Annotated in this window: 26 protein-coding genes and 1 pseudogene; 7 read left to right on the forward strand and 20 right to left on the reverse strand. The window is 49.6% G+C overall.

The window, feature by feature from the left end:
• Window positions 1-49 precede the first annotated feature (49 nt).
• Window positions 50-628: a flagellar transcriptional regulator FlhC gene (gene flhC / locus ACERJC_RS08940; protein ID WP_046497981.1), complete on the reverse strand. Its 579-nt coding sequence runs from the start codon at window positions 626-628 to the stop codon at window positions 50-52.
• A 2-nt stretch (window positions 629-630) separates the two neighbouring features.
• On the reverse strand, window positions 631-981 hold the full coding sequence (gene flhD / locus ACERJC_RS08945; RefSeq protein ID WP_042318359.1) for a flagellar transcriptional regulator FlhD: 351 nt from the start codon (window positions 979-981) through the stop codon (window positions 631-633).
• Between the two features lie 794 nt (window positions 982-1,775).
• Here flhD and uspC point away from each other — a divergent pair.
• On the forward strand, window positions 1,776-2,204 hold the full coding sequence (gene uspC, locus ACERJC_RS08950; protein WP_152404038.1) for a universal stress protein UspC: 429 nt from the start codon (window positions 1,776-1,778) through the stop codon (window positions 2,202-2,204).
• 14 nt (window positions 2,205-2,218) lie between these two features.
• Here uspC and otsA read toward each other — a convergent pair whose 3' ends face one another.
• From otsA to ACERJC_RS08980, 6 genes are all read right to left on the reverse strand, one after another.
• A complete protein-coding gene (otsA, locus tag ACERJC_RS08955) occupies window positions 2,219-3,640 on the reverse strand; it encodes an alpha,alpha-trehalose-phosphate synthase (RefSeq protein WP_373671486.1) in 1,422 nt (473 codons plus the stop codon).
• On the reverse strand, window positions 3,615-4,415 hold the full coding sequence (otsB, locus tag ACERJC_RS08960; protein ID WP_152404033.1) for a trehalose-phosphatase: 801 nt from the start codon (window positions 4,413-4,415) through the stop codon (window positions 3,615-3,617). Before otsB ends, otsA begins: the two co-directional genes overlap by 26 nt.
• Before the next feature lie 165 nt (window positions 4,416-4,580).
• A complete protein-coding gene (gene araH / locus ACERJC_RS08965; protein ID WP_152406306.1) occupies window positions 4,581-5,573 on the reverse strand; it encodes an arabinose ABC transporter permease AraH in 993 nt (330 codons plus the stop codon).
• Between the two features lie 14 nt (window positions 5,574-5,587).
• Window positions 5,588-7,102, reverse strand: a complete 1,515-nt coding sequence (araG, locus tag ACERJC_RS08970) for an arabinose ABC transporter ATP-binding protein AraG (protein ID WP_373671487.1) — start codon at window positions 7,100-7,102, stop codon at window positions 5,588-5,590.
• 85 nt (window positions 7,103-7,187) lie between these two features.
• On the reverse strand, window positions 7,188-8,177 hold the full coding sequence (gene araF, locus ACERJC_RS08975) for an arabinose ABC transporter substrate-binding protein AraF (RefSeq protein WP_046481220.1): 990 nt from the start codon (window positions 8,175-8,177) through the stop codon (window positions 7,188-7,190).
• A 318-nt stretch (window positions 8,178-8,495) separates the two neighbouring features.
• The gene (locus tag ACERJC_RS08980; RefSeq protein ID WP_373671488.1) at window positions 8,496-9,053 is read right to left on the reverse strand and encodes a DJ-1/PfpI family protein; all 558 of its coding nucleotides are present in this window, start codon (window positions 9,051-9,053) and stop codon (window positions 8,496-8,498) included.
• A 519-nt stretch (window positions 9,054-9,572) separates the two neighbouring features.
• Between ACERJC_RS08980 and ACERJC_RS08985 the strand changes: the two genes are divergently transcribed.
• Window positions 9,573-10,076: a non-heme ferritin-like protein gene (locus ACERJC_RS08985; protein ID WP_046481222.1), complete on the forward strand. Its 504-nt coding sequence runs from the start codon at window positions 9,573-9,575 to the stop codon at window positions 10,074-10,076.
• 128 nt (window positions 10,077-10,204) lie between these two features.
• Here the strand turns inward: ACERJC_RS08985 and ACERJC_RS08990 are convergent, their stop codons facing one another.
• Complete coding sequence (locus tag ACERJC_RS08990; RefSeq protein WP_042318348.1) at window positions 10,205-10,456, reverse strand: DUF2766 family protein; 252 nt, start codon at window positions 10,454-10,456, stop codon at window positions 10,205-10,207.
• Window positions 10,457-10,577: 121 nt separating this feature from the next.
• Window positions 10,578-10,661: a stress response protein AzuC gene (azuC, locus tag ACERJC_RS08995; protein WP_014229869.1), complete on the reverse strand. Its 84-nt coding sequence runs from the start codon at window positions 10,659-10,661 to the stop codon at window positions 10,578-10,580.
• A 219-nt stretch (window positions 10,662-10,880) separates the two neighbouring features.
• Here azuC and ACERJC_RS09000 point away from each other — a divergent pair.
• A pseudogene (locus ACERJC_RS09000) lies at window positions 10,881-12,298 on the forward strand (MFS transporter).
• A 47-nt stretch (window positions 12,299-12,345) separates the two neighbouring features.
• Here the strand turns inward: ACERJC_RS09000 and ACERJC_RS09005 are convergent.
• Window positions 12,346-12,984, reverse strand: a complete 639-nt coding sequence (locus ACERJC_RS09005) for an RpiB/LacA/LacB family sugar-phosphate isomerase (protein ID WP_152404019.1) — start codon at window positions 12,982-12,984, stop codon at window positions 12,346-12,348.
• 262 nt (window positions 12,985-13,246) lie between these two features.
• On the opposite strand from ACERJC_RS09005, the gene ACERJC_RS09010 reads away from it, so the two are divergent.
• The gene (locus ACERJC_RS09010) at window positions 13,247-13,582 is read left to right on the forward strand and encodes a YecR-like family lipoprotein (RefSeq protein WP_152404017.1); all 336 of its coding nucleotides are present in this window, start codon (window positions 13,247-13,249) and stop codon (window positions 13,580-13,582) included.
• A 182-nt stretch (window positions 13,583-13,764) separates the two neighbouring features.
• Window positions 13,765-14,262, forward strand: coding sequence for a non-heme ferritin (ftnA, locus tag ACERJC_RS09015; RefSeq protein ID WP_152404015.1), 498 nt, complete (start codon window positions 13,765-13,767; stop codon window positions 14,260-14,262).
• A 33-nt stretch (window positions 14,263-14,295) separates the two neighbouring features.
• Here the strand turns inward: ftnA and ACERJC_RS09020 are convergent, their stop codons facing one another.
• Entirely contained in the window at window positions 14,296-14,535 is a 240-nt protein-coding gene (locus tag ACERJC_RS09020) for a YecH family metal-binding protein (protein WP_373671694.1), read from the reverse strand.
• 192 nt (window positions 14,536-14,727) lie between these two features.
• Between ACERJC_RS09020 and tyrP the strand changes: the two genes are divergently transcribed.
• A complete protein-coding gene (gene tyrP / locus ACERJC_RS09025) occupies window positions 14,728-15,939 on the forward strand; it encodes a tyrosine transporter TyrP (RefSeq protein WP_373671489.1) in 1,212 nt (403 codons plus the stop codon).
• A 48-nt stretch (window positions 15,940-15,987) separates the two neighbouring features.
• Here the strand turns inward: tyrP and ACERJC_RS09030 are convergent, their stop codons facing one another.
• From ACERJC_RS09030 to ACERJC_RS09055, 6 genes are all read right to left on the reverse strand, one after another.
• Window positions 15,988-16,653: a YecA/YgfB family protein gene (locus ACERJC_RS09030; RefSeq protein ID WP_152406304.1), complete on the reverse strand. Its 666-nt coding sequence runs from the start codon at window positions 16,651-16,653 to the stop codon at window positions 15,988-15,990.
• 186 nt (window positions 16,654-16,839) lie between these two features.
• Window positions 16,840-17,148, reverse strand: a complete 309-nt coding sequence (locus tag ACERJC_RS09035) for a hypothetical protein (RefSeq protein WP_373671490.1) — start codon at window positions 17,146-17,148, stop codon at window positions 16,840-16,842.
• An 89-nt stretch (window positions 17,149-17,237) separates the two neighbouring features.
• Window positions 17,238-17,702, reverse strand: coding sequence for a YqeJ family protein (locus tag ACERJC_RS09040; protein WP_371894909.1), 465 nt, complete (start codon window positions 17,700-17,702; stop codon window positions 17,238-17,240).
• On the reverse strand, window positions 17,699-18,472 hold the full coding sequence (locus ACERJC_RS09045; RefSeq protein WP_371894908.1) for a winged helix-turn-helix domain-containing protein: 774 nt from the start codon (window positions 18,470-18,472) through the stop codon (window positions 17,699-17,701). Before ACERJC_RS09045 ends, ACERJC_RS09040 begins: the two co-directional genes overlap by 4 nt.
• Window positions 18,473-18,534: 62 nt before the next feature.
• Entirely contained in the window at window positions 18,535-18,654 is a 120-nt protein-coding gene (locus ACERJC_RS09050; protein ID WP_353655495.1) for a CPCC family cysteine-rich protein, read from the reverse strand.
• A 258-nt stretch (window positions 18,655-18,912) separates the two neighbouring features.
• Window positions 18,913-19,425, reverse strand: a complete 513-nt coding sequence (locus tag ACERJC_RS09055) for a LuxR C-terminal-related transcriptional regulator (RefSeq protein ID WP_373671491.1) — start codon at window positions 19,423-19,425, stop codon at window positions 18,913-18,915.
• A 1,444-nt stretch (window positions 19,426-20,869) separates the two neighbouring features.
• Between ACERJC_RS09055 and ACERJC_RS09060 the strand changes: the two genes are divergently transcribed.
• A complete protein-coding gene (locus tag ACERJC_RS09060) occupies window positions 20,870-21,235 on the forward strand; it encodes a RidA family protein (protein WP_235922406.1) in 366 nt (121 codons plus the stop codon).
• A 106-nt stretch (window positions 21,236-21,341) separates the two neighbouring features.
• On the opposite strand, the gene ACERJC_RS09065 is transcribed toward ACERJC_RS09060, so the two are convergent.
• Window positions 21,342-21,971: a LysE family translocator gene (locus ACERJC_RS09065; RefSeq protein ID WP_373671492.1), complete on the reverse strand. Its 630-nt coding sequence runs from the start codon at window positions 21,969-21,971 to the stop codon at window positions 21,342-21,344.
• Between the two features lie 85 nt (window positions 21,972-22,056).
• On the reverse strand, window positions 22,057-22,863 hold the full coding sequence (locus ACERJC_RS09070; protein WP_373671493.1) for a helix-turn-helix transcriptional regulator: 807 nt from the start codon (window positions 22,861-22,863) through the stop codon (window positions 22,057-22,059).
• Window positions 22,864-22,914 lie beyond the last annotated feature (51 nt).

The raw sequence follows: 22,914 nt of genomic DNA on the forward strand, positions 1-22,914 counted from the left end.
AGCGGTAATTGCTTACCGCTGCTGGAGTGTTCCGACCACACCGTATCGGTTAAACAGCCTGTTCGATCTGTTCATCCAGCAGTTGTGGAATAATATCGGCAGCATCCTGGGAAAGTTTACGTCTTTTTACCGCACGGGAAGGCGGCTGGCATAAACTGCAGGCAAAACTACCCGCAGGTTGGTGAGCATGGGTAATGAAATTACCGCCACAGCAGTTGCAGCTCGATAACTGAAGCAGTCCACTTTCGACAAAACGCACCAGCGTCCACGCACGAGTCAACGCCAGCAGTGGTCCCTGTTCACCCTGCGGACACTGCTCGAGGTACAGCCGATACGCCTTAATCACGGCATCAACGCCACTGCACAGACCCGTTTTTAGCAAGAACTGCCAGGCATTACAGAACATGGAAGCATGAATATTTTGCTCCCAGGTCATAAACCAGTCAGTGGAAAACGGCAGCATACCTTTCGGCGGCGGACTGCCACGAAGTTCTTTGTAGAGCTTGATGAGGCGACCGCGACTTAACTGCGTTTCGCTTTCCAGCATTTGCAAACGGGCACCCAGTGTGATCAATTCCATCGCTAACTGGATATCACGAGCTTCCTGAACAATGCTTTTTTCACTCATCATCAGGCCCTTTTCTTACGCGCGGTTTCATCGGCCTGATTGACATCACTTAACAGACGAGTGGACAGCATGATACCGGTATGAATTTGCTGGAGATCGTCCACTCTGGAATCCTGAGTCAGACGAGTAATGGTTTGATGACTGTCGAAACGGAAATGACACACAAGCTGATTCGTTTCTGCCAGTTTTACCATTTGTGGAAGGGTCAGCGCCCCCAGTGAGACCGCCATTTCCTCATTGATCCCGAGACGAAACATAGCGGACGCTTTGTCCTGAACGATTAGACGCTGTGCAAGGAGTAAATATGACAAGTTGATGTCATAAATGTGTTTCAGCAACTCGGATGTATGCATTATTCCCATCCAGAATAACCAACTTTTATTTTTATGCGGTAAAACCGCACCCCGTGATGTCGCCGGGAATTCCCGGTAAAAAAAGCAAATAGGTCAAACACATACCTTTTACTCAGGCGCTAAAACATGAACACACGCGTCACGCTGGCCCCTTGCCAGGTTGTAACGCGAGCACATGATTTCTTACAAATGCCTAAGATTTTTCCTAATTCGACGCAACTGTACTCGTGACACCCGAGACATACAACAAAGCCACGCTGCGAATTTGGAAAATATGTGATGCACATCACATAAATTAACTTAATCGTTAACATAAATCCATCAGTTGAGCTTTTATTTTGCTGGTAAATTAACCAGTGAAACTCCTTTTTATTCTCACGAGTATTAAATCGGGCGTCTGACGCGGTAGAAGATATTACATCACGGCAGTGAAAGTCACTTAACGGAAATAATTCAGGTGAATTTATCTCAACCCGAACGAAAAATATTTTTTATCCTTTCCAAACAACACGTTAACTGTTACTATTTTTTAATCAACATACTGTACTTATGATTGCATTGCGATTAATCACTAATGTGAATTGGTTAAACCGAATATTGATTGAGCCCGTGATTTAATTTAAGTCAATCGATTTGGTTAACACTTTTGGTTATTCCTTAGATCCACTTATAAGGAATATTAATGAATAATTATGATAGTCTTCACATTATTGTCATATTGAAGCATTGCAGTTGTAAGCGAATCGGAGTAATGCTGAAGAACCACCTCATATTCTTGCAATAAGGAGCGAGTTATGAGCTACACCCACATTCTTGTTGCCGTGGCTGTGACCCCGGAAAGCCAACAACTCCTGGCAAAAGCCGTCTCCATTGCCCGTCCCGTCAACGCCCGGATAAGCCTTATCACCCTCGCCTCTGACCCTGAGTTATACAACCAATTTGCCGCCCCCATGCTGGAAGATTTACGCGCGGTGATGCATGAAGAAACAAATGATTTTCTTGAAAAATTGGGGAAAGATGCTGGTTACCCGATAGAACAGACCTTCATTACCTACGGCGAGTTAAGCGAACATATTCTGGACGTGTGCCGCAAGCACGATGTGGATCTGGTCATCTGCGGCAACCATAACCATAGCTTCTTTTCGCGAGCGTCCTGCTCGGCGAAAAGTGTGGTGAGCTCAAGCCTGGTGGACGTCCTGCTGGTCCCGCTTGAAGGTGATTAATCTTAAAACGTCATTCAGGCCAGCTTAGGGAAGGTCGCGACTTTGCGTGACTGAAGAGTTTCAGCACTGCGAGGGATGATCGTCTTTAGATCGCTGATAAAATGCTCCTGCCAGTGATTGATGTCGTTTTTCACAATCACTTCCAGCATCTCAGCATGACGTGAAATACGCTCGGCCAGCGGCATAGTGAGTGCGCGATCCAGCGCTGCCGCCACTTCATCGCGATCGTAAGGATTGACGAGCAGCGCGGAGGTCAGCTCATTCGCCGCGCCAGCGAACTGCGACAGCACCAGAACGCCTGGGTTGGCGGGATCCTGGGCGGCAACGAACTCCTTCGCTACCAGATTCATACCGTCGCGCAGGGGCGTGACCAGTCCTACATCCGACGCACGGAACACTTTCATCAACAGTTTACGTTCAAAATGCTGGTTAAGATAAAACAGCGGCGTCCAGCCTAATTGCCCATATTTGCCGTTAATGCGTCCGGCTTCCGTCTCTAGCTGATGACGGATGTCCTGGTATGCCTGCACATCGCCACGTGAAGTGGGTGCAATCTGCGTATAACGGATTTTTCCATGATGCTGAGGGAATTTCTCCAGCAGCGCCTCATAGGCCTGAAAACGCTCCGGAAGCCCTTTTGAGTAATCGAGTCGCTCAACGGAAAAAATATTCTTCAGGTTCTTTAACTCGGCCTTTAACTGAGCCAGTTTGGGTGGTAATGGTCCCGACGCCTGGCGGGCAATCTCCTTCGGTTCAATACCGATAGGATAGACCGCAGTGTGAAAGTGTTTCCCCCATGCCGTGTGGTTCTGCGTATCGCAGGAACTGACTCTTGTCAGGCTGGAGAGGCTGTCGAGGAAAGCCTGCCGGTCGTTTTCAGTTTGAAAACCCAGCAAATCAAAATCGCACATCTGCTCAAGGAGGATCTCTGACGACGGCAGCGCATTAAAAATCTCCGGCGTGGGAAAGGGAATATGCAGGAAGAAACCGACCCGATTGTTTACACCACGCTTGCGCAGTTCGCTGGCAAACGGTAGCAGGTGATAATCATGGATCCAGAGGATATCATCGTCTTTCAGCAGCGGCAGGAGTTTGTCTGCCAGTTGCGCATTCACACGCTGGTAGCCTTCCCAGGCAGTACGCTGAAAGTTTACCAGGTCTAGCCGGTAGTGAAAGGCCGGCCATAACACCGCATTAGAGAACTGGTTGTAATACTCTTCGTGATCCTTTTCGCTCAGGTTAAACGACGCCCAGGTGATGTTGCCCCGGGCGATCTTTTTTAATGGCTCATCCTCGTTACCCAGTTCGCCACTCCAACCGAACCAAAGCCCCCCTGCCGCTTTCAACGCCCCCAGTATCCCAACGGCGAGACCGCCCGCACTGGTTTTGTTATCCGGAGGCGCTATTCGATTAGATACTACGACTAAACGACTCATTGCCATCTCTCCTGTCATTCGTGTTTTTTTCTTGTTGTGCAGCGTAAACAGACTCCAGCCAGCGCCAGACATCTGGCACCCCGGCTAATCGCCATTGTGCCTGCGTCTCCCCCTCTCCAACCTTCACTGAAATACCACCCGCCTTGTTCACCACACGAAACCCCGTCTCATCGGTCAGATCGTCCCCCAGGAAAACAGGGACCCGCCCGGCAAACGGTGCTTCCTGCATAAACGCGGCTATGGCTTCACCTTTGTTGGTGCCTTTCGGTTTAATTTCGACAACACACTTCCCTTGCTGAAGCGCAAGCTGCGGCCAGGTTTGCGTGATACGCAGCGCCAGCGCCTGTAGCGCGGCCTCATGCTCGGGTGCCTGTCGGTAATGCAGCGCAAACGCCATTCCTTTGGTCTCAATCTCCGTTCCTGGCAGATGCCTCAGCGCCGTATGTAACTGCACGCTGATATCGCGTTCGATTGCCGAAGGGAGATGTACGATATGCATTTTCCCATTGATGTCACGGCGTTCAGCCCCATGCACGCCTGCCAGTGGAAAGCGCCATGGGTTAGCCAACGCATCAAGTTCAACCATTGAGCGCCCTGAAATCAATGCCAGAGCCCCTGCGTTGCATTCTGCAAGATGATGGAGCATCTGAAGGATCGTGGGAGGAATCACCACTTGGTCTGGATGCGGCTTGAGCTCTGCAAGGGTTCCATCGAGATCAAAAAAATAAGCATAGTGCGCGGACTGTTCAGGGGTTACGGTTAACGGTTCTGCCACCCGGTACTCCTCCTTATTGTCATGTCTGAGACGCGCGGATCGCGCCTCATAAGCAACGATAAGTATAGACAGTGTGACAATGCTCGCCATTTGGAAAGACAATTGCCAGCCGGGGTAGCGGCTGGCAAAGGAGAGGAACTAGACTAAAAAGTTGGACGTTTTTTATCAGATTGTACGTTTCGCTTTTTGTTTGTAACGGTCGAAGATCACCGCTGCCAGCAGGATCAGACCGCGCACGACGTACTGAGCGAAAGGCGAAATGTTCAACAGGTTCATCGCATTCTCAACGGTACCCAGGATCAGGACGCCCGCCACCACATATGAGATTTTTCCGATGCCACCCTTCAGGGAAACGCCGCCTAACACACAGGCAGAGATGACAATCAGCTCATAGCCAATGGAGGTCATCGGCTGTCCGCTTGTCATACGCGAAGCGAGGATAATCCCGGCTGCCGCAGAGACCAGACCGGAGAGCACGAAAATAATGATCTTCGTGCGCACCACCGGAACCCCAGCCAGACGCGCCGCTTCTTCGTTGCCCCCAATTGCCAGCGTGTTGCGCCCGAAGGTGGTTTTGTTTAACAGCAAGCCAAAGATGATCAGGCAGCCCACCGTGAGCCAGATCGGGGCCGGTAAGCCGAACCAGTTGGCGTAACCGAGAGTAAAGAAGCGCTCGTCTTCAATCCCCACCGCTTTACCGTCGGAAATGATATACGCCAGGCCGCGGACGATTTGCATCGTTGCCAGCGTGGTGATCAGGGCGTTGATCTTCAGTTGTGCAATCACGAAGCCGTTGACGAGTCCGCACAGCACCCCCAGCAGCAGGCCCGCCCCCACGCCGATCCACAGGCTTTCGGTCATATTGATGACCACCGCCGTGGTCACCCCGGCGCAGGCAATCACCGACGCCACGGACAGGTCGAAATCCCCTGACGCCAGGCAAAACAACATGCCGCAGGCCACCATGCCCGACATGGAGATCGCCAGCCCCAGCCCTTTCATATTGATGAATGTCGCGAAGTTTGGCACAAAAATGGCGCAGGCCAGGAACAGGACGGCAAACACCACCAGCATGCCGTACTGGTCCCAGATACGTCCAAGGCTAAAAGGTGACGGCGACTTTGGCGCGCCCGATCCGGAAGTAGTTACGGAAGACATCATTCTCTCCTTTCTCAGGCGACAGCCTGGCTGACTTTAGGCATAGCGAGGCTCAGCGCCTGGCGCTCATCCGCCTGTTCGTGAAGTAATTCCCCGGCGATCTCGCCTTCCCGCATCACCACAATGCGGTCAGCCACGCCGAGGACTTCCGGCAGGTCACTGGAGGCGAACAGCACGGCAACGCCGCGCGCGGCCAGGGCATAAATAACGTTATAAATTTCGTGCTTCGCGCCAACGTCAATCCCACGCGTCGGTTCGTCGAGCAAAATCACCTTCATCTCTTCCGATAGCCAGCGACCAAGAATAGCCTTCTGCTGGTTGCCGCCGGAGAGGTTCATGATTAGCTGTTCGGCACCGGGGGTTTTGATATTCAGCGATCGAATGTGATGGTCGGCATTGGTCTCCTCCCATCCGTTGTTGATCACGCATCCGCCCAGCACATGCTTACGCCGGGCGCTGATGTTGATGTTGTCGCGAACCGAATGTACCGGGATGATCCCCTCCGCTTTTCGGTCTTCCGGACACAGCATCATTCCTGCCGCGATGGCATTTGCCGGCTTGCGTATATCAATCGGTTTTTCGTCGATATACACCTGCCCTTCGCTGATGCGGGTACCGCCAAACAGGCCTTTCATCAACTCACTGCGACCCGCCCCCACCAGCCCAAACAGCCCGACAATTTCGCCGCTGCGTACCGTGAGGCTAATGGGCGTACGTACGCCCTGCGCTTTTACCTCATGCAGACGCAGGCGTTCTGCGCCATAGGGACGTGACTGCCAGCCGTAAATATCGCCCAGATCGCGCCCTACCATCGCCTGCACCAGCGCATCGTGGTTGACCTGCTGCATATCGGTAAAGGTTTTCACGTAGCGGCCATCTTTAAACACGGTAATCGCATCACTGAGGGCGAAGATTTCCTCCATGCGGTGCGAAACATACAAAATGACCCGCCCTTCTTTACGCAGCTCGCGGATCACCCGGAACAGGTTCTCTATCTCCCTTGCGGAGAGCGAGCTGGTTGGTTCGTCGAAGGCGATGATCTTGGCGTTACGCGCCAGCGCTTTGGCGATTTCCACCATTTGCCACTGACCGATTGAGAGATACTTCAGAGGGGTTGCGGGGTCGATATCCATCCCCAGATGTTTAAGTTGCAGACCCGCTTCATAGTTGAGCAGAGTGCGGTTCACAATGCCGCCTTTGTGCGGAAGCTGACCGAGATAGATATTCTCGGCAACGGTCATCTCCGGCACGAGATGCAATTCCTGGTAAATAATGGCAACGCCGGCATTCAGCGCGGCAGTGGTGTCCGCGAAGCTCATTTCCTGCTCGCGAATCGCCAAAGAGCCCGTGGTTGGCGCATAGTTACCGCTGAGAATTTTTAAGAGTGTTGATTTCCCGGCGCCATTTTCACCCATCAGCGCATGCACCTGACCGGAGTAACAGTCAAAACTGATATCCGTAAGCGCTTTGACGCCAGGGAAGGTTTTACCAATGCCGCGAAATGAGAGATACGGGGTAGACTGTTGCATAACGTCTCCGTGAGTCAGTATCGTTCTAACCGGTTGCCGGATGGCAGCATGAACGATGCCACCCGGCCTTTCACTTGCTGTCGTATTACTTGCCGCCTAACCCTTTTTTCGCCAGCTCTTCTTTAAAGTTGTCGCGGGTGATCAGCACCACGTCAGTCACTTCGGTGAATGCAGGTGGCTCAGCGCCCTTGGTTACCCAGTTGTAGAGCATTTCACTGGATTTATAACCGTGAACGTCCGGGCTTGGCAGCAGTGAGCCGAAGAAACCGGTCGCCTGCGCTTTTGACAGTTCGCTCACTGCGTCCACGCCGTTGATACCCACGCCTATCACGTCCGCCGCTTTAAAGCCCTGGCCTTCGGTGGCGCGCACGCCGCCCAGCACGGTGTTATCGTTCATACCGACAATCAGCCAGTGCTTCACTTCAGGGTGCTGCACCAGCATGGAGTTGGCGGCATCAAATGCGCCTGGGATATCGTTAGATTTGGTTGGAACCTGGTAGATCTGTTTTTCCGGGAAGCCCGCGGCTTTCAGCGCTTCCATCGAACCGGAAGTACGACGACGAGCGGTATCCAGTTCGTTGGCCGTAATCGCCATCACCGCGCTCTCTTTAACGTCCCAACCACGTTTCTGCATCTCTTTATACAGTTCCTGGCCCTGACGTTCGCCGATTTTGGTCGCTGCCATCATCACCAGCGGGACCGTATCCATCGGTTTGCCTTTGGCGTTAACGAACTGATCGTCCACGGCGATCACTTTCATGTCATAGCCGCGCGCTTTAGCAACAATGGCGGAGCCCAGTTTTGGGTCCGGGGTACAAATAACAAACCCCTTCGCCCCACTTGCCGCCAGGCTATCAATCGCATTCAGGGTCTTCTCGCCGTCCGGCACTGCAATTTTAATGACTTCAAAACCCAGATCTTTCCCGGCTTTATCGGCAAATTTCCACTCTGTCTGGAACCAGGGCTCTTCCGGTTGTTTCACCAGAAAACCCAGCTTCATCGATTCTGCCATAGCGGATTGTGACATAACGGCGGCCAGACCGATGGCTGCCAGGGCTTTAGTGAATTTGTGCATGGTTAACTCCAGCTTTAGCGTCATTTTATGTAGGGTAATATTCAACGACTTTGTGTAATTCAGACGAAAAACAAGGCATTACCAAATAGACTCGTGATAAGTGCCAGTTCTGGAATAGTTGTAGCGGGAAATTGATTCTCCATAGGAGAGCGGCATCACACCGCAGAATTACAGTAATTGCGTACATAAATTCAGCGGAAAATGACATAAGAAAGGGGGTAATTGTCAGACAAATGAAAAGTGGGGTAGCACATTAATCCATAAGGTCAGCTCACAAATCCTTGTTCCCGAATACCTCTGCATTCGGGAACAAACGGATTACCACGGATAATAGATATGCTCGGCGTGATCGCGAACCGGTTTGTCATCGCCTAATAAACGGGCTGAAAGCGTCAGGGCAAAATCAAAAATATGGCCTAATCCTTTACCGCTCAGGAGATGACCATCTTCCACAACAGGGGCATCGACATAGATCCCGTCGGCCACCGTTTCATAGAGATCGCCTGAACAGACGTAACGACGCCCCTTCAGTAAGCCGTTGCCGCCTAATACGCGTGCGGCCGCTGAGCAAATGGGACAAATTAATTTCCCGGCGGCATCATGGCGCGAGATAAACTCGACAACCAGCGGATTCGCCGCAAGGTTCACGCTCCCCTGTGGTCCACCCGGCAGCACCACCGCGTCATACAAACGCTCCCGCTTCCCCGCCAGGGTGTAATCGGTCACCATTGGAACATCGTGGTAGCTCACCACGGCGCGAGATTCCGCACAGGCCAGTGTGTCAACGTCGATATTCAGACGACGCAAGATATCAATGGTGACGATCGCTTCCGCTTCTTCGAAACCCGATGCCAGCAAGACTGCCACTCTTTTCATTCACCGTTCCTCATTTATTACATACTGATAACACCGAAAATGACGAGTTAATCATTCGGTTATAATTAAATATGATGTCGCTGCCCTGATTTTCCGCACGAGATAATCCGGAGTTATTTCAGCCAAAACGGTTTCTCAGGATTATTATCGCGGCAGGGACGGTCGAAATTATCAATATTCTTATATTACCATGTGAAATCATTCTGTTTTGTGACTTGAAACACTATTTCAAAATCAACAAATCATTACCCGCCATTTAAAATCAATCAGATATATAATTTCACATTATGTTTACCAACTGCTACTTGATGTATTACCTTCAGTAATATGTAAAAAAACATAAACAATACCACTTAAGGATTTTCTTATTCCCTTTATGAGGGTATGCTTATTTTCGATTCGCAACGAAATTGACTCTTCGATCACATAATGGACCGGCAGAATGGATTTATTCTGCTAACAGTAAGTTGTGCATATTGGCTTTGCACATCCCTTCTATCAGGAAATAAGGATATTGATATGGCTGCAGTTGGAATGGTTCACAAACTCAACAATCAAATGAATCTTGAGTTTTATGCTTCCAATCTCTACCTCCATCTGAGTGAGTGGTGTTCTGAACACCGTCTGATGGGTACTGCGACTTTCTTACGTACTCAGGCTCAGAGTAACGTCACCCACATGATGCGCGTATTTAACTTCATGAAAAATGCCGGGGCGAATCCGGTCGTGAAGGCCATCGACGTACCGGGTGAGGATTTACATTCGCTGGAAGAACTGTTTCAGAAAACGATGGATGATTATGAACAGCGCGCCAGCACGCTTTCGCAGCTAACTGACGAAGCTGAAGCCCTGAATGATGCTCCAACCCTCGATTTTCTCCACGATCTGGAAAAAGAACAGCAGCAAGATGGGCTGTTGTTGCAAACAATTCTTGATGAAGTGCGTAGCGCCAAACGCGCAGGCCTCTGCCCGGCACAAACCGATCAGCACGTACTTAACGTGGTCAATTATCAACAGCATTAATTGACCCCGTCATTGGCCTGCATTTCACACCCCAGCAGGCCCGTTCGCAAAGTCCTTTCAGTCCGATGCCTCCCTCTTTGGGGAGGTATCGCAAAAAGTATTTCTAAAATCTAAAACAACGGTTTATTTTAGTGAGCTTCGCCCTGCGGCGTGAATTTCAGTTCAATCAGCGCGATCGCTTTCTGGATAGCGCGTAACGTGACGGGATCGGCAGCAGCGGGATGCGTTGAAAAATCAATATTTTTCAGCTGGCTGGTCATTTTTTCACGAACTTCGACGGGCGCAATCACGTCGAGAACATCGAGTATTTGTTTGATGACGAGCTGACAGGCGACAACGTCAGAGACCAGTTCCTGATCGGCATTCAGCGGTTGGGACATAGTAGGCGTTCCTGATAGTGTTGAAAGGCCGTCATAGTACCGATTCAGACGCTAAAACGATAGCCAGACCTGCCAGCGCAAATGACAGGCATAAAAAAACCTGCCGAAGCAGGTTTTTTCATCAGAACATAGCGCCTGGCGGTACGTCTTTGAAAGTTTTGCAATAATTTTCAAACATGCTTTTCAGGATTTTGCGCAGTTTCAGTTTCATGGCATGACTCCAGATATCTTGTTATGCAGGTGTTATTGTCTATGCGCACATAATATGACCGCCATCACAAAAATCAACCATTTTGTGATGGGCATCACTATTTTAAATTTACATATCCTTTGCATTTATGTCTGTTTAGCTGGTAAATCAAGCATCTACGTAACTATCAATTCCGGTAAAATTTTATAATTTTTTTTGAATGGCAAGTACAACATGCACGAAGATCGGATCATAGAAAGCAAGCGAGGTATCTCCCCTGCCGCCCTGCTCGTCGCAGGGGCATTTTTTATGGAGTTTATTGACGGTACGGTGATCGCGACCGCCCTGCCCGATATGGCCAAAGTTTCGGTGTTCCGGCGGTTGATTTAAACATTGGTATCAGCGCCTATCTGATTACCCTGGCGGTTCTCATCCCGGCCAGCGGCTGGATAGCCGATCGTTTTGGCGCACGCAAAATCTTTACGCTCGCCCTCGCCATTTTCACCCTCGCGTCAGTACTGTGCGGTCTTTCCACGACGCTGGAGGGCTTCCTGGCAATGCGTATCCTGCAGGGCGTGGGTGGCGCACTGATGGTTCCGGTTGGTCGCTTAGCGGTATTGCGCACCACGCCAAAGCATCAATTGATTACGGCTATTGCCACCTTAACCTGGCCTGCACTGGTTGCCCCCATCATTGGCCCACCGCTCGGCGGTTTTATCACCAGCTATGCCAACTGGCGCTGGATCTTCTTTATTAACGTGCCCCTGGGCCTGCTGGCGATCGCACTGGCGCTGCGATTTATTCCCAATATCCGCGATGACGATCGCCGTCCCTTCGATCTTCCTGGTTTTATCACCACCGCTATTGCGATGGTCAGCCTGGTCTATGCGATGGAGTTGCTGGGCGCGCAACATCCCGAAGGCGGATTGACGATAGCCTTGCTGGCGCTTGGCGTGGGGACATTTGCCTTTTCTCTGCGCCATTTCAAGCGGGCCAGCTATCCAATGATTCGCCTCGACGCCATGCAGGTCCCAACGTTTCGCGTCACCATGTACGGAGGCTCGCTGTTCCGGGCTTCTATCAGCGCCGTGCCTTTTCTTCTGCCGCTCATGTTTCAGGTGGGATTTGGCATGAATGCCTTTCAGGCCGGTTCGCTGGTACTGGCGGTATTTGTCGGCAATCTGACCATTAAGCCCGCCACCACGCCGCTCATCCGCTGGCTCGGCTTTAAAAAGCTACTGCTGATTAACGGGGCGCTCAATGTGCTGGCCCTGCTCGCCTGCGCGCTGATCACTCCGACCACTCCCGTCTGGCTTATTTTGCTGGTGCTGTATCTTGGCGGCGTGTTCCGCTCGATTCAGTTTACCGGCATCAGCACGCTGGCTTTTTCAGACGTTCCTTCCGCCCAGATGAGCTATGCCAATACCTTGTTCAGCACCGCCACACAACTGGCCGTTGGACTGGGGATTTCGCTGGGTGCAATCGGTATTCGTATTGGCGCGAATGTGAGTGAATGGCTGGGGATGAGCGCAATTCCTGGCATCAGCTTCCGTCTGGCATTTGTGTCCATCGCGCTTATTTGCCTGATTGGCATGGTGGATACATTACGGTTGACGAAGAATGCGGGGAGCGCGGTGTCTGCAAGGCAGTGATGTGTGAAGCCGGAAGCGCATTGCGCCATCCGGCTTTTCAGCAATAATCAGCCGAGGATTTCGCGAACAAACGCTTCAATCTCTTTATTCTGACCATTTTCAAAGAAGCATTGCTGGAAACGTTGACCGGAAACCGCTGTCTTCACCAGCTCCGGATCGATCGCGCGCAGCGTATCAAGATAGTTGTCTTTCACGACCGCCGCTTTGACCTGATTGAGGATCCCGGCGTTACGTACCTGTGGTTCTTTACGCTCTGGCGGGTAACCTTCACCGTTCCGGCCCGTAAAGGCTTTTTCAAAGATAAAGCGCACGTTCAGTTCCGCTCCCCAGCCAAAGCCCTTCGCAAACGGCAGAGACAATGCGTTACCGTTGTTAATTTGCGCAAACAGGAACGCATCCGCCGGATCGATGCAGTAGCCGCACACCACGCCCGGATGAATATTCAGCGACATCAGCGCCCCCTGACCCGTACCGCAACCGGTCACGACGAAATCAACCGCTTTCGAATTCAGCAGAATGCTGGCCATGATGCCAAGATGGATGTAGGTCAGATGGTGGTCATTCTCGTCGCTCATCCCGACGTTGAATACCGGAAAGCCCTTTTCATCCGCAACCGCTTTAAGTTCACGGTGAATGATGGCGTTTTTGCCTGCCTGGCTGTTTTCCATCATCAGTGCAATTTTCATTCTGTCTTCTCCTGAATGCGATGCGGGAAGTCCCGCCTTGAGTCAATCACGATACCGCACAGTACTACTTAGCAAACATACTTTCAAATTTTGTGAAAAATGGTTTTAAAAATAAGGAGCGGTTTCACATTTTCATCCACTGACCGCAAACCGTCTCTCCCGTCGTGTGGATTAGTCGTTGCTGATTTATAAGTTATTCAGGCCATTGAAACGCCGATGCGTGAATTAGGATAGCGTATCACCGAACATTCAGAGCGATACTATGAAGACTCTTTTTATTGCCCTCTCACTGATACTCCTGACGGGATGTACGATCAACAGACAGGCGCAGGTGAGTGATGTCAGCACGACGACCGGCGTAGTGCGGTTGAGTTACGATCAGGCGATGTTACAAAACGCCCATACCGATGACTATATCGCCCAGGGTACCGCCACGCGTGCATGTCAACAATTAGGCTACGCCAGCGCCCGGTCTTTCGGTCAACCCGTAAGTACCTGTAGCGTTTATGCCGGATCGTTGTGCATGAATACCAAAATCACACTCTCCTGGCAGTGTCAGGGCGTCGCCATTTCGCCAACAACGCCTCATTATTATTAATTTATGGGCCAGTATTAACTGGCCTGATTTATCGCACGCTGATTATTTTATAGCGCAAATGCGTTTTATTCCCATTCGTATTTTTAATAATTAAATTTATTATTTTACCTTTTGCAAATATTTAAATAACAAATTATAGTGACGCCACATCAACATATTTATGAATTTCGTGGAGCGAAGTCATGCTGAAAACAGAAATGATCGACAAACTGAATGAGCAAATGAACCTGGAATTATATTCCTCCCTGCTCTATCAGCAGATGAGTGCCTGGTGCAGCTACCACAGCTTTGAAGGGGCCGCCGCGTTCCTGCGTCGCCACGCCCAGGAAGAGATGACCCACATGCAGCGCCTGTTCGACTATTTGACCGATACCGGCAGCCTGCCACGCATTAATACCGTTTCATCACCTTTTGCTGAATATGGATCGCTGGACGAATTATTCCGCGTGACCTACGAACACGAACAGTTGATCACCCAGAAAATTAACGAGCTGGCGCATGCGGCCATGACCAGTCAGGACTATCCGACCTTTAATTTCCTGCAATGGTATGTTGCCGAACAGCATGAAGAAGAGAAATTGTTTAAATCGGTGATTGATAAATTAACGCTGGCAGGGAAAAGCGGCGAAGGTTTGTATTTTATTGATAAAGAGCTGTCGACGCTCGATACCGCAAATTAATCGTAAACGGTGAGGAAATTCCTCACCGTTTTCTTAATGACGGCAGATCTTGCTTTCATGCGTAGAGAAACCGTCATCCTGAGCAATAAACTTCCCTTTCGCCGCCAGAAATGCCACCAGTTCTCCCGCCGTCATGTCCGACGCTGAGCAGGTATGAAAACGCGCCGTTTCACCGAACCGGGTCTTAATCGCTGCTTCCAGGCTTGCCGTAGAATATTGCTCGCCTGACTCAATCATCATATTCAACACTTCGTGACCGTGTACAGAATCCATCATTCCTCCTCAATAAAGTGCGTAGCCTACGGCGATACGGAATCCGCTGCTTTGCGCTAACGCAGGTTGCGGTCACTCAAGAGTGTAAATATTTTTATACAGTCGATGTAACGGTCATTTGACGAAAATAACGTTTTGCCTTACCCTGCGCCGCAGATCTAACCGTCATTTATCTCTGGGATAGTGTAAAGCGTGAAGAATAGAACTCTGGGAAGTGTTTTCATCGTGGCGGGCACCACGATTGGCGCAGGGATGCTGGCGATGCCTTTGGCAGCCGCCGGGGTCGGTTTTGGCGTCACTTTTGCGTTATTAATTGGGCTGTGGGCGTTGATGTGCTACACCGCGCTGTTGCTGCTTGAAGTGTATCAGCACGTCCCGGCGGATACCGGACTGGGCACGCTGGCAAAACGCTATCTCGGACACTACGGTCAGTGGGTAACCGGCTTCAGTATGATGTTCCTGATGTACGCGCTGACGGCAGCCTATATCAGCGGCGCGGGGGAATTGCTCGCCTCCAGTATCAGCGACTGGAGCGGGACGCAGATGTCGCCCACCACAGGCGTCCTGCTGTTCACCTTTGTTGCCGGCGGCGTCGTCTGTGTGGGTACCTCGCTGGTCGATCTGTTTAACCGTTTTCTGTTCAGCGCCAAGATCATCTTCCTGGTGGTGATGCTGGCGCTGCTGATGCCGCACATTCATAAAGTCAATCTGCTGACTCTGCCGCTTGAGCAGGGGCTGGCGCTTTCAGCTATCCCGGTCATCTTTACCTCTTTTGGCTTTCACGGCAGCGTTCCCAGCATCGTGAGCTACATGGAAGGTAATATTCGCAAACTACGTTGGGTGTTTATCACCGGCAGCGCGATTCCGTTAGTGGCCTATATTTTCTGGCAGTTGGCGACGCTGGGCAGTATCGATTCCACGACGTTTATGGGACTGCTGGCAAATCATGCCGGTCTGAACGGTTTGCTCCAGGCGCTACGGGAAGTTGTTGCCTCGCCGCACGTTGAACTGGCGGTGCATCTCTTTGCTGACTTAGCGCTGGCGACCTCCTTCCTCGGCGTCGCGCTGGGGCTGTTCGATTATCTGGCCGATCTGTTTCAGCGCCGCAATTCGGCGTCTGGCCGGATACAAACGGGTGCGATCACCTTTCTGCCGCCGCTGGCCTTCGCCCTCTTCTATCCGCGAGGTTTTGTGATGGCGCTGGGCTATGCCGGCGTCGCACTGGCGGTACTGGCACTGATCGTCCCTTCACTATTGGCATGGCAAAGTCGCAAACAGAATCCGCAGGCGGGCTACCGCGTGCGGGGCGGACGTCCCGCCTTAGCACTGGTGTTTATGTGTGGCATTGGGGTGATTGGCGTGCAGTTTTTGATAGCCGCGGGACTACTGCCCGAAGTGGGATAATATTATCGTGTGGATAGAAAAGGGGCTAATGCCCCTTTTCTGTTCGTGCTAGTGCAGACAGCACTGCTTGTATTTTTTGCCGCTTCCACACGGACACGGATCGTTACGGCCCACCTTCCCTTCCGCTTTCACCGGTACCTGCACCGGCGTCTCCTGCGGGTGCGCCATCCAGTAAGCGTGGAGATCCAACGCCGCGAGGCGAATCGCGTCAACGCTCTCTTCAAACGCTTCCGGAGTCAGTTTCTCAACCACCTCGAAATTCTCTTCTGTGCCGTGCAGCGCAATAGCATCCAGGGCCGGTTTCAGGGTGTCAGGTAACGCAGACCAGTCGGAAAGCGCGACGCCGCGCATGTAGCCAAAGCACCACTCTTCCACAATGGTAATCTCACGCCCTTCAATTTCGCGCAGACCAAACAGCGGTTCAAACTGTTCCGGGAAATCATTCAGCCGGTCAGCGGTGTCCGCCATATGCTGGAAAGCGAGATTCATAAAGCGCGTCATCTCTTTTTCAGAGGACCAGCGCGGCACATATTGCGCCCCACCCCATACGGCAACCAGCCACTGCTCTGGCTCAATTTCACGTGGCGAACTGAGTACAGCCGTCAGCAGCCCATCCAGTTCTGCCACGTCCAGAATGGCATGCTCGGTGTTGTACTTGGTCAGTACATCATCCAGCCACTCCAGTTCACTTTCGTTCAACGGTCCCGTTTTCATCATGCTTGTCCTCGGTAAACACTCTCGCCAGCGGCTATCTTACATGGCGAACGAGGAAACCGATACTGATTGCCGCGGGATCCGTTAACACTGACTTCTGGTCGCAAGGGCTATACTTTACTCGTAATGCTTTACCAGGTCTTTATCATGAAACGATCGTCGAGTGCCTGTCCCGTCATTTTCACGTTATTTTTCCTTTCTTCTGCTCCGGTCGCCGCTAACGCGCTTCAGAGACAGGCCGGGATGGAACGCGATCTCAGCGCCACGACGCCAGGATGGGGGATAAACATGGATGGGGGCGGTGATGTCGGCATCGCTCTGTTTAGCAAACACAGCAGGAAACCCAGATTTTTTATCGGCGATCCGCTGATATCCGACAATTTCACCACCCCCGGTGGCAACCCTGCCCGGGATGGGTTTGCCAATAATCCCGCCCGCGGTCTGTTTATGCGAAATGCCCCAATCCGCAGATAATTGTTGTCGCAGGGAATTCACAATGACAGTCAGGCGATCGTCTTCGGACTACAGCACGCGCGGGTACACCTGTTCGTCGAAAGTGTCATCAACCGCTCCTTAAGCGTGTATCACTTCTTTCTACAAAACAGATAGGGCACATTGGCGTTTGAAAAGACATACGCTGATTGATATTCCTCTACGGCCAGGGTCAATTCGCCTCCTGTCCTCAGATAAAATTGGGATAATATCTTTCCGAGCGTTTCATCATTAACGGTATCGGAAAAGGTTTTAACAATGCGTACCGTATGTAAAATCCGCGTCCTGAACTGCTGGGTATAGTTAAAGTAGACCAGCCGATTCACGTTAACACTTGTCTCCCCATCAACTTTCCCCGTAATGACAGCCAGCCCCTCCTTCTTATGCATCTGAAAGGAAACGGTACCTACAAAACGTGCATCATCAACATTCCAGTCGGCATCACCAATACACTCCAGGTATGAAGGTTTGAAAAGCATGTAGAACAAAAAAGCCCCGGAAATAACTGTCGTACTGAAGAACACGATCAGGAGCAAAACAGCGGTATTTTTACTCATTGGCTTAGGTTCCAGAAAAAATGAGATGAACAAAATGCCTCTGTGTCAGACCGCACATCTTTATTACAGACAAATGCCGCAGTACGTCCAGTTTTCGCGTAGCCCGTAAGAAAAATATAATTATTGTTCTGGCAAAAATGCAGATGCTCTTTTATTAACGTAGCGTAATTATCAGTGACTGGCTGCGTCACTTCATAATAGATATGGCAATCGTTGCCTGTCTTTTTCTCCACATGCATCGCCACAAAATTCTGAAATGGCATTTTCAATCGATTCTGATAAATAAACATGCCGTTGATTAACGTCACAACAAAGAAAAATGCGACTCCGATACTTAACCTGCGAGATTTTCGTATTGGTGTTTTTTCGCATACTACGTTTTCGCTGACCACCGTCTTTATTGATGGACTATCAGAAGCGGTAATATTCTGGAGAGGAAGCGGTTCAATCACAATGGTTGATGACAAGGTTAATCCCTGACGGGAAATGGTCTTTACCATGTTTCTGGGTAAACCTATCTCTTCCAGTGCCTTACGCAATGTTAAAATAGTCTGATAAAACGTATTTGGCATGGCCACAACGTCACGCTCTTTCCAGCCCTCGGTTACCAGTTCCTTTTGCTTGATAACCACACCCTGATTCAGGATCAGATAAAGGAAACATATCGCGGCGGGCTGCTGTAAATAAACAACATCTCCAGTTAATTGATTTTTCAGGCTCCGGGTCTGTGGATTGAACTCTACCGTTCCATTTATTAAATACAATTTCATCACCATGTCCTTTGGATGCGTCCTGTTATCCCCCAAAAAAAGATTTTTGTCACGTGTATGGTTCACGCGATCCTGGCTTCAGAGAGACTCAACGAATTTCTTGCTTCAGATAAATCACTATCTGCCGACTTCGCGGGATCACAAATCCAGTGACAGATCTGACAACGCGCATAATCAGACATTATCCTGCCACAAGAGGGCAACGATACGTTCTGAATACCATAATAGCCATGCACTTTACTGTCTATAATTGCCTGGTATTCTTACTTGTTGCTTTTATCGCCTTCATCCTCAGGTACTCCTGATTGGCGGCATGACATCACTCTTTTGTCACTTCTTTTCTCTGGGCAAACAACGCTGTCATCGCAATGTCGCTCTCTGAGCATTCAGCCCTGGTGATGTCGGGTTATGGTTCCAGGATAATCGTTAATGCGTAAAATCTATGACAGAAAAGTGATATTGCATTCACAGGTGTACTTCGCTCTGAATGCACACCAGTTACGCATTACTTGCAAAAACAATGGAATATTTTTCATGTTCATTTTCCGCAGTGCTCTTAACTGGCTATTGCTGACAGCGCCCTCGCTAAGCAGCATGGTTCGTGCAATTGCCCTTTTTCCCAGTCCCGCCAGATAATATTCAATGATTACCCGTTCCCTGTTCGACAATGACCGGGTATGCAACGGGATTCGTTTATTCTGCTTGACCTGGTCCAGCACGTAAAAGTACTCAGCCAAAGGCGCGTTTTTGGTCAATGAATAGCACCGTATTTGTGTAAAATGAGTTAACGTATCTGATGAACCCGCACGAAGACATTCTACACTGTTTGTAATATACACTGCCCCTCCTCCCGGATCAAAAACAACAATATCAGGTGATTTATCAAGACCGATAAAGAACAACACTTGCTGCAAGCCGGTAATAAAATACTGGTCATATGAAAATATATGCATCGTGCATCACCCCATTCGTAATAACGATATTTTAATGCTTAAAAGCGCATACGAAATATATCAATTGTACGTTACCCAGATATTGTCTTCCAGGAAACCGGTCCGCTATCATTATGATCATCTGAAATGATGGGACTGGACTGGATATAATTTGCCGTAAACATGACCTGGCTGATGGATGTATAAAGTGGTATCGACCCTGCCCATGACATACCTGACCATGACTTCCTGTACTGCTCCGGTTGTTTCGTCAATGTAGATCCGGTTGCCGCTGTACTTCAGTTAAATATCACGCCCGTCAACCACATTTTTACCACCATCATACGAAACGACGTTCTTTTGCACCTGCTGCGACAATGAGCATTGGGACACTAACGTTAATCTATATCACGGTAGCCGGGCTATTCGTGCAGCCGCCCGCAGGGTCTGTCTCCACAGATACTGGCTGTCATATTCCCGGTAACGTTAATGGTGCCACTCTCACCTGCGGTATGTTGACTGAACAGTGCAGTAATTGCAGATGCCGTCAACAACGTTTTATTTATTACCGTTTTCACAGGCATAGACGATTCCTTTCGCATAGACTGACACGTATGAAATTTTATTTTGAGAATAGATAAGCCAAGCAACAGAGACACTTCCTGTTCTTGTTACATTGATTATTGCTGTAGATATCTTAAATTGTCATTTTAAATAGCCTTAAACGACCTTAAATGAGAAACATCAGCAATCTCACGAAAAAATGAAGTTCTTTAAGCTCATGATTTAAAAGAATATACACCTGTAACATTAAGTAATTAATACACAAAACCACGATAAACAAGGTACAGAAAAGCTTTCATGATTGCTAATTTAAGCCAGTCAGAGAGGACATTTAACACAAAAAGCATTGAAATACTCTATCTGACACAAAACAATAACACAGGAAATGCATAAATATTTACCCTGTTTTAATAATCTGATACCAGTATCATTCGACGTTCCGATTTCTCTCACTTCAAATCCCATAACTCCCTCCGCTTACATAATCGTTATTATTACATGCTATAAAAGAACCCGTGGGTTACATTGCAGGATCCGAGTATTGAAACCTGAGATATCATGCCTTCTGCCATTGCATCAGAATAAGATTCAAGGCATTGCCCGAGGCAATAAGAAGCTTAAATTTGTTACTTTTACTTAACACTTGACTGGCTTGCTAAAATAAAATAATTCCAATTCACTGGAAAGTCCGAGAAATGTAAGGTCAGGATTAGCGAAATGACAGCAGTCTGGTAACACCGTCAATGAGAGCGCGGGTGCATGCATAAAGCATAACAACGACGGGCGCGAGTCGACTTACTTTTTATTTCTCCGGCCTGAAATACGCCTTTATTACTACAATGCGTGGAGATAGTATGATGGCAGAGAATAGCCGCGTAAAACTTAAGGGTAATAGGGGTGAATGATGGCGACAATAACCAGACATGAAATAAATGAAGACTGGGCACTTGCCGGAATGGTTGAAGCTGGTGGGTTTGTTTTTGTGAGCTACTGTGTCGGAAATATCGGGCAGCCCATTGAGGCACAAATCAATGGCGCTTTTGATAATCTGAGTGAAAGACTCAGCACTATCGGCCTGACACTGGAGTCAGTCGTGAAAATTGACGCCCTGTTCCGCGACGTGTGGGATATTCCGGTCATGGAGAAAGTCATGAAGCAACGATTCAACGGTCAATTTCCTGCCAGAAAATCCATTCAGACTGAGTTTGCCCATCGCGGCGGGGCGTCAGGAATGCTGTTTCAACTTGACGCCATTGCTTGCCGATAATATTCCCCATCGTATTACAAACCATTCTTACGGCGTGATAAACGATCGCGCCGTAAGAACAGGCCCTCATGAATAAGCTTCACGCAGAAATAGCATGCCATTGACATTACTCCCCCAGGCCTCGCTGTGTTAAAAATAAATTCACGGCCAGACTTACAAAACCACACGAAAACAAGATCCGTAATCCTGACAAAATCGTGGGATGGTTTAGTACTTTGCGACGCATAAAGGATGAAAAAGCACCATAAAGCATAAACACGAGCAGCGTCATTAACATGAATATCAGGCTCAATATCAGCATGTCCGTTGCAGGTGCAGTTGACGTAGTTTGAATAAACTGGGGTAAGAAGGCCAGAAAGAAGAGAGACAGCTTAGGATTTAACAGATTAATGAATATCGCATGCAGGATCACTTTCACGCCTGACTGAGTCACTTCGCAATCATCGGGTTGTAACGTCGATTTCTCCTTTATGATATTCCACGCCATGTACAGCAACCACAAGACTCCGGCATATTTGATGACAGTGAATGCCATTTCACTGGAGTAGAATATGGCGGCTAATCCCGTGATAGCGGCCAACATGTGTGGAATGATCCCCAGAGTACATCCCACGGCGGCCAGCAGACTCAATGCCACACCACGCGATAAGCCCATCGCAATAGTGTAAATAGCCCCCGTTCCCGGTGAAATAATCACAATAAATGAGGTTAATAAGAATTCGATACCGATCTGCATAGCATTATCTCTGATAGACACATAACAGGAGCAGTCAGTGTTTATCAGGACAGACTTACAGATCTTGTAATAAATTGCAGTACCGTTAATTAACCACGGCGTAGCGATATTGCCCCGGCGTTATGCCAGTCTGTTTCTGAAACGCGCGGGTGAGGTGGCTCTGATCGGAAAAACCCGCCATCATCGCAACATCAACCGTTCTCTTGCCTTGTGATAAGAGTTGTTTTGCCAGACGGACCCGGGACTGTAAAAGATAAGCATGCGGCGTTATGCCCACTTCACGGGAAAAGCGGCGAATGAGCTGGAATCGGGTGATGTCACACAGGCTGGCGAGCCCAGTCAACGTAATGTTTTCTTCCGGGGCATCATCAATGAACGCTTTGGCAAGCCGTACCGTCGGAGAATACGGAATACGCTGTGCAGCAGATAAGGTGTGATACTGTCCGGCCTGCATCAGACAGCGCATGATCGCCTCTTCAATCGCCATGGTGTCAGGCGCGCTGGCAGCCAATTGGCTAAAAAACTGTCGAATCATCAGGCCAAGAGCAGGATCGTTAACCACGGGTTTCAGGATTAAATCGTCTGCCGGTAAGTCAGCATTCCATTCCTTTATGAAGGCGTCGGGATTGATATAGAGCATATGCCAGCCCCGGGGGCCTGACGCTGGGATCCCGTCGTGAATTTCGCCGGGGTTGACCATAATGATATCCCCTGCCACCGCGTGCACATTGCCGATATTACTCCATGAGCGTTGGCTACCCTGGATGAAAACCCCAATGCCGAATTGATCATGTGAATGGCGCGGGAAAGCACGCTCTGAATATAACGACAGGATTTCAACATCAGGTACCACGCAGCGGTGCTGCTTAACCTGGTGAACTTCTCTTTTCATGGTCGTTCTCTCATGGCAACGGATGCAGGGAATTCCTGGCTCACGCTAAAG

Source organism: Citrobacter telavivensis (assembly GCF_041807075.1).
GTDB lineage: Bacteria > Pseudomonadota > Gammaproteobacteria > Enterobacterales > Enterobacteriaceae > Citrobacter_A > Citrobacter_A telavivensis.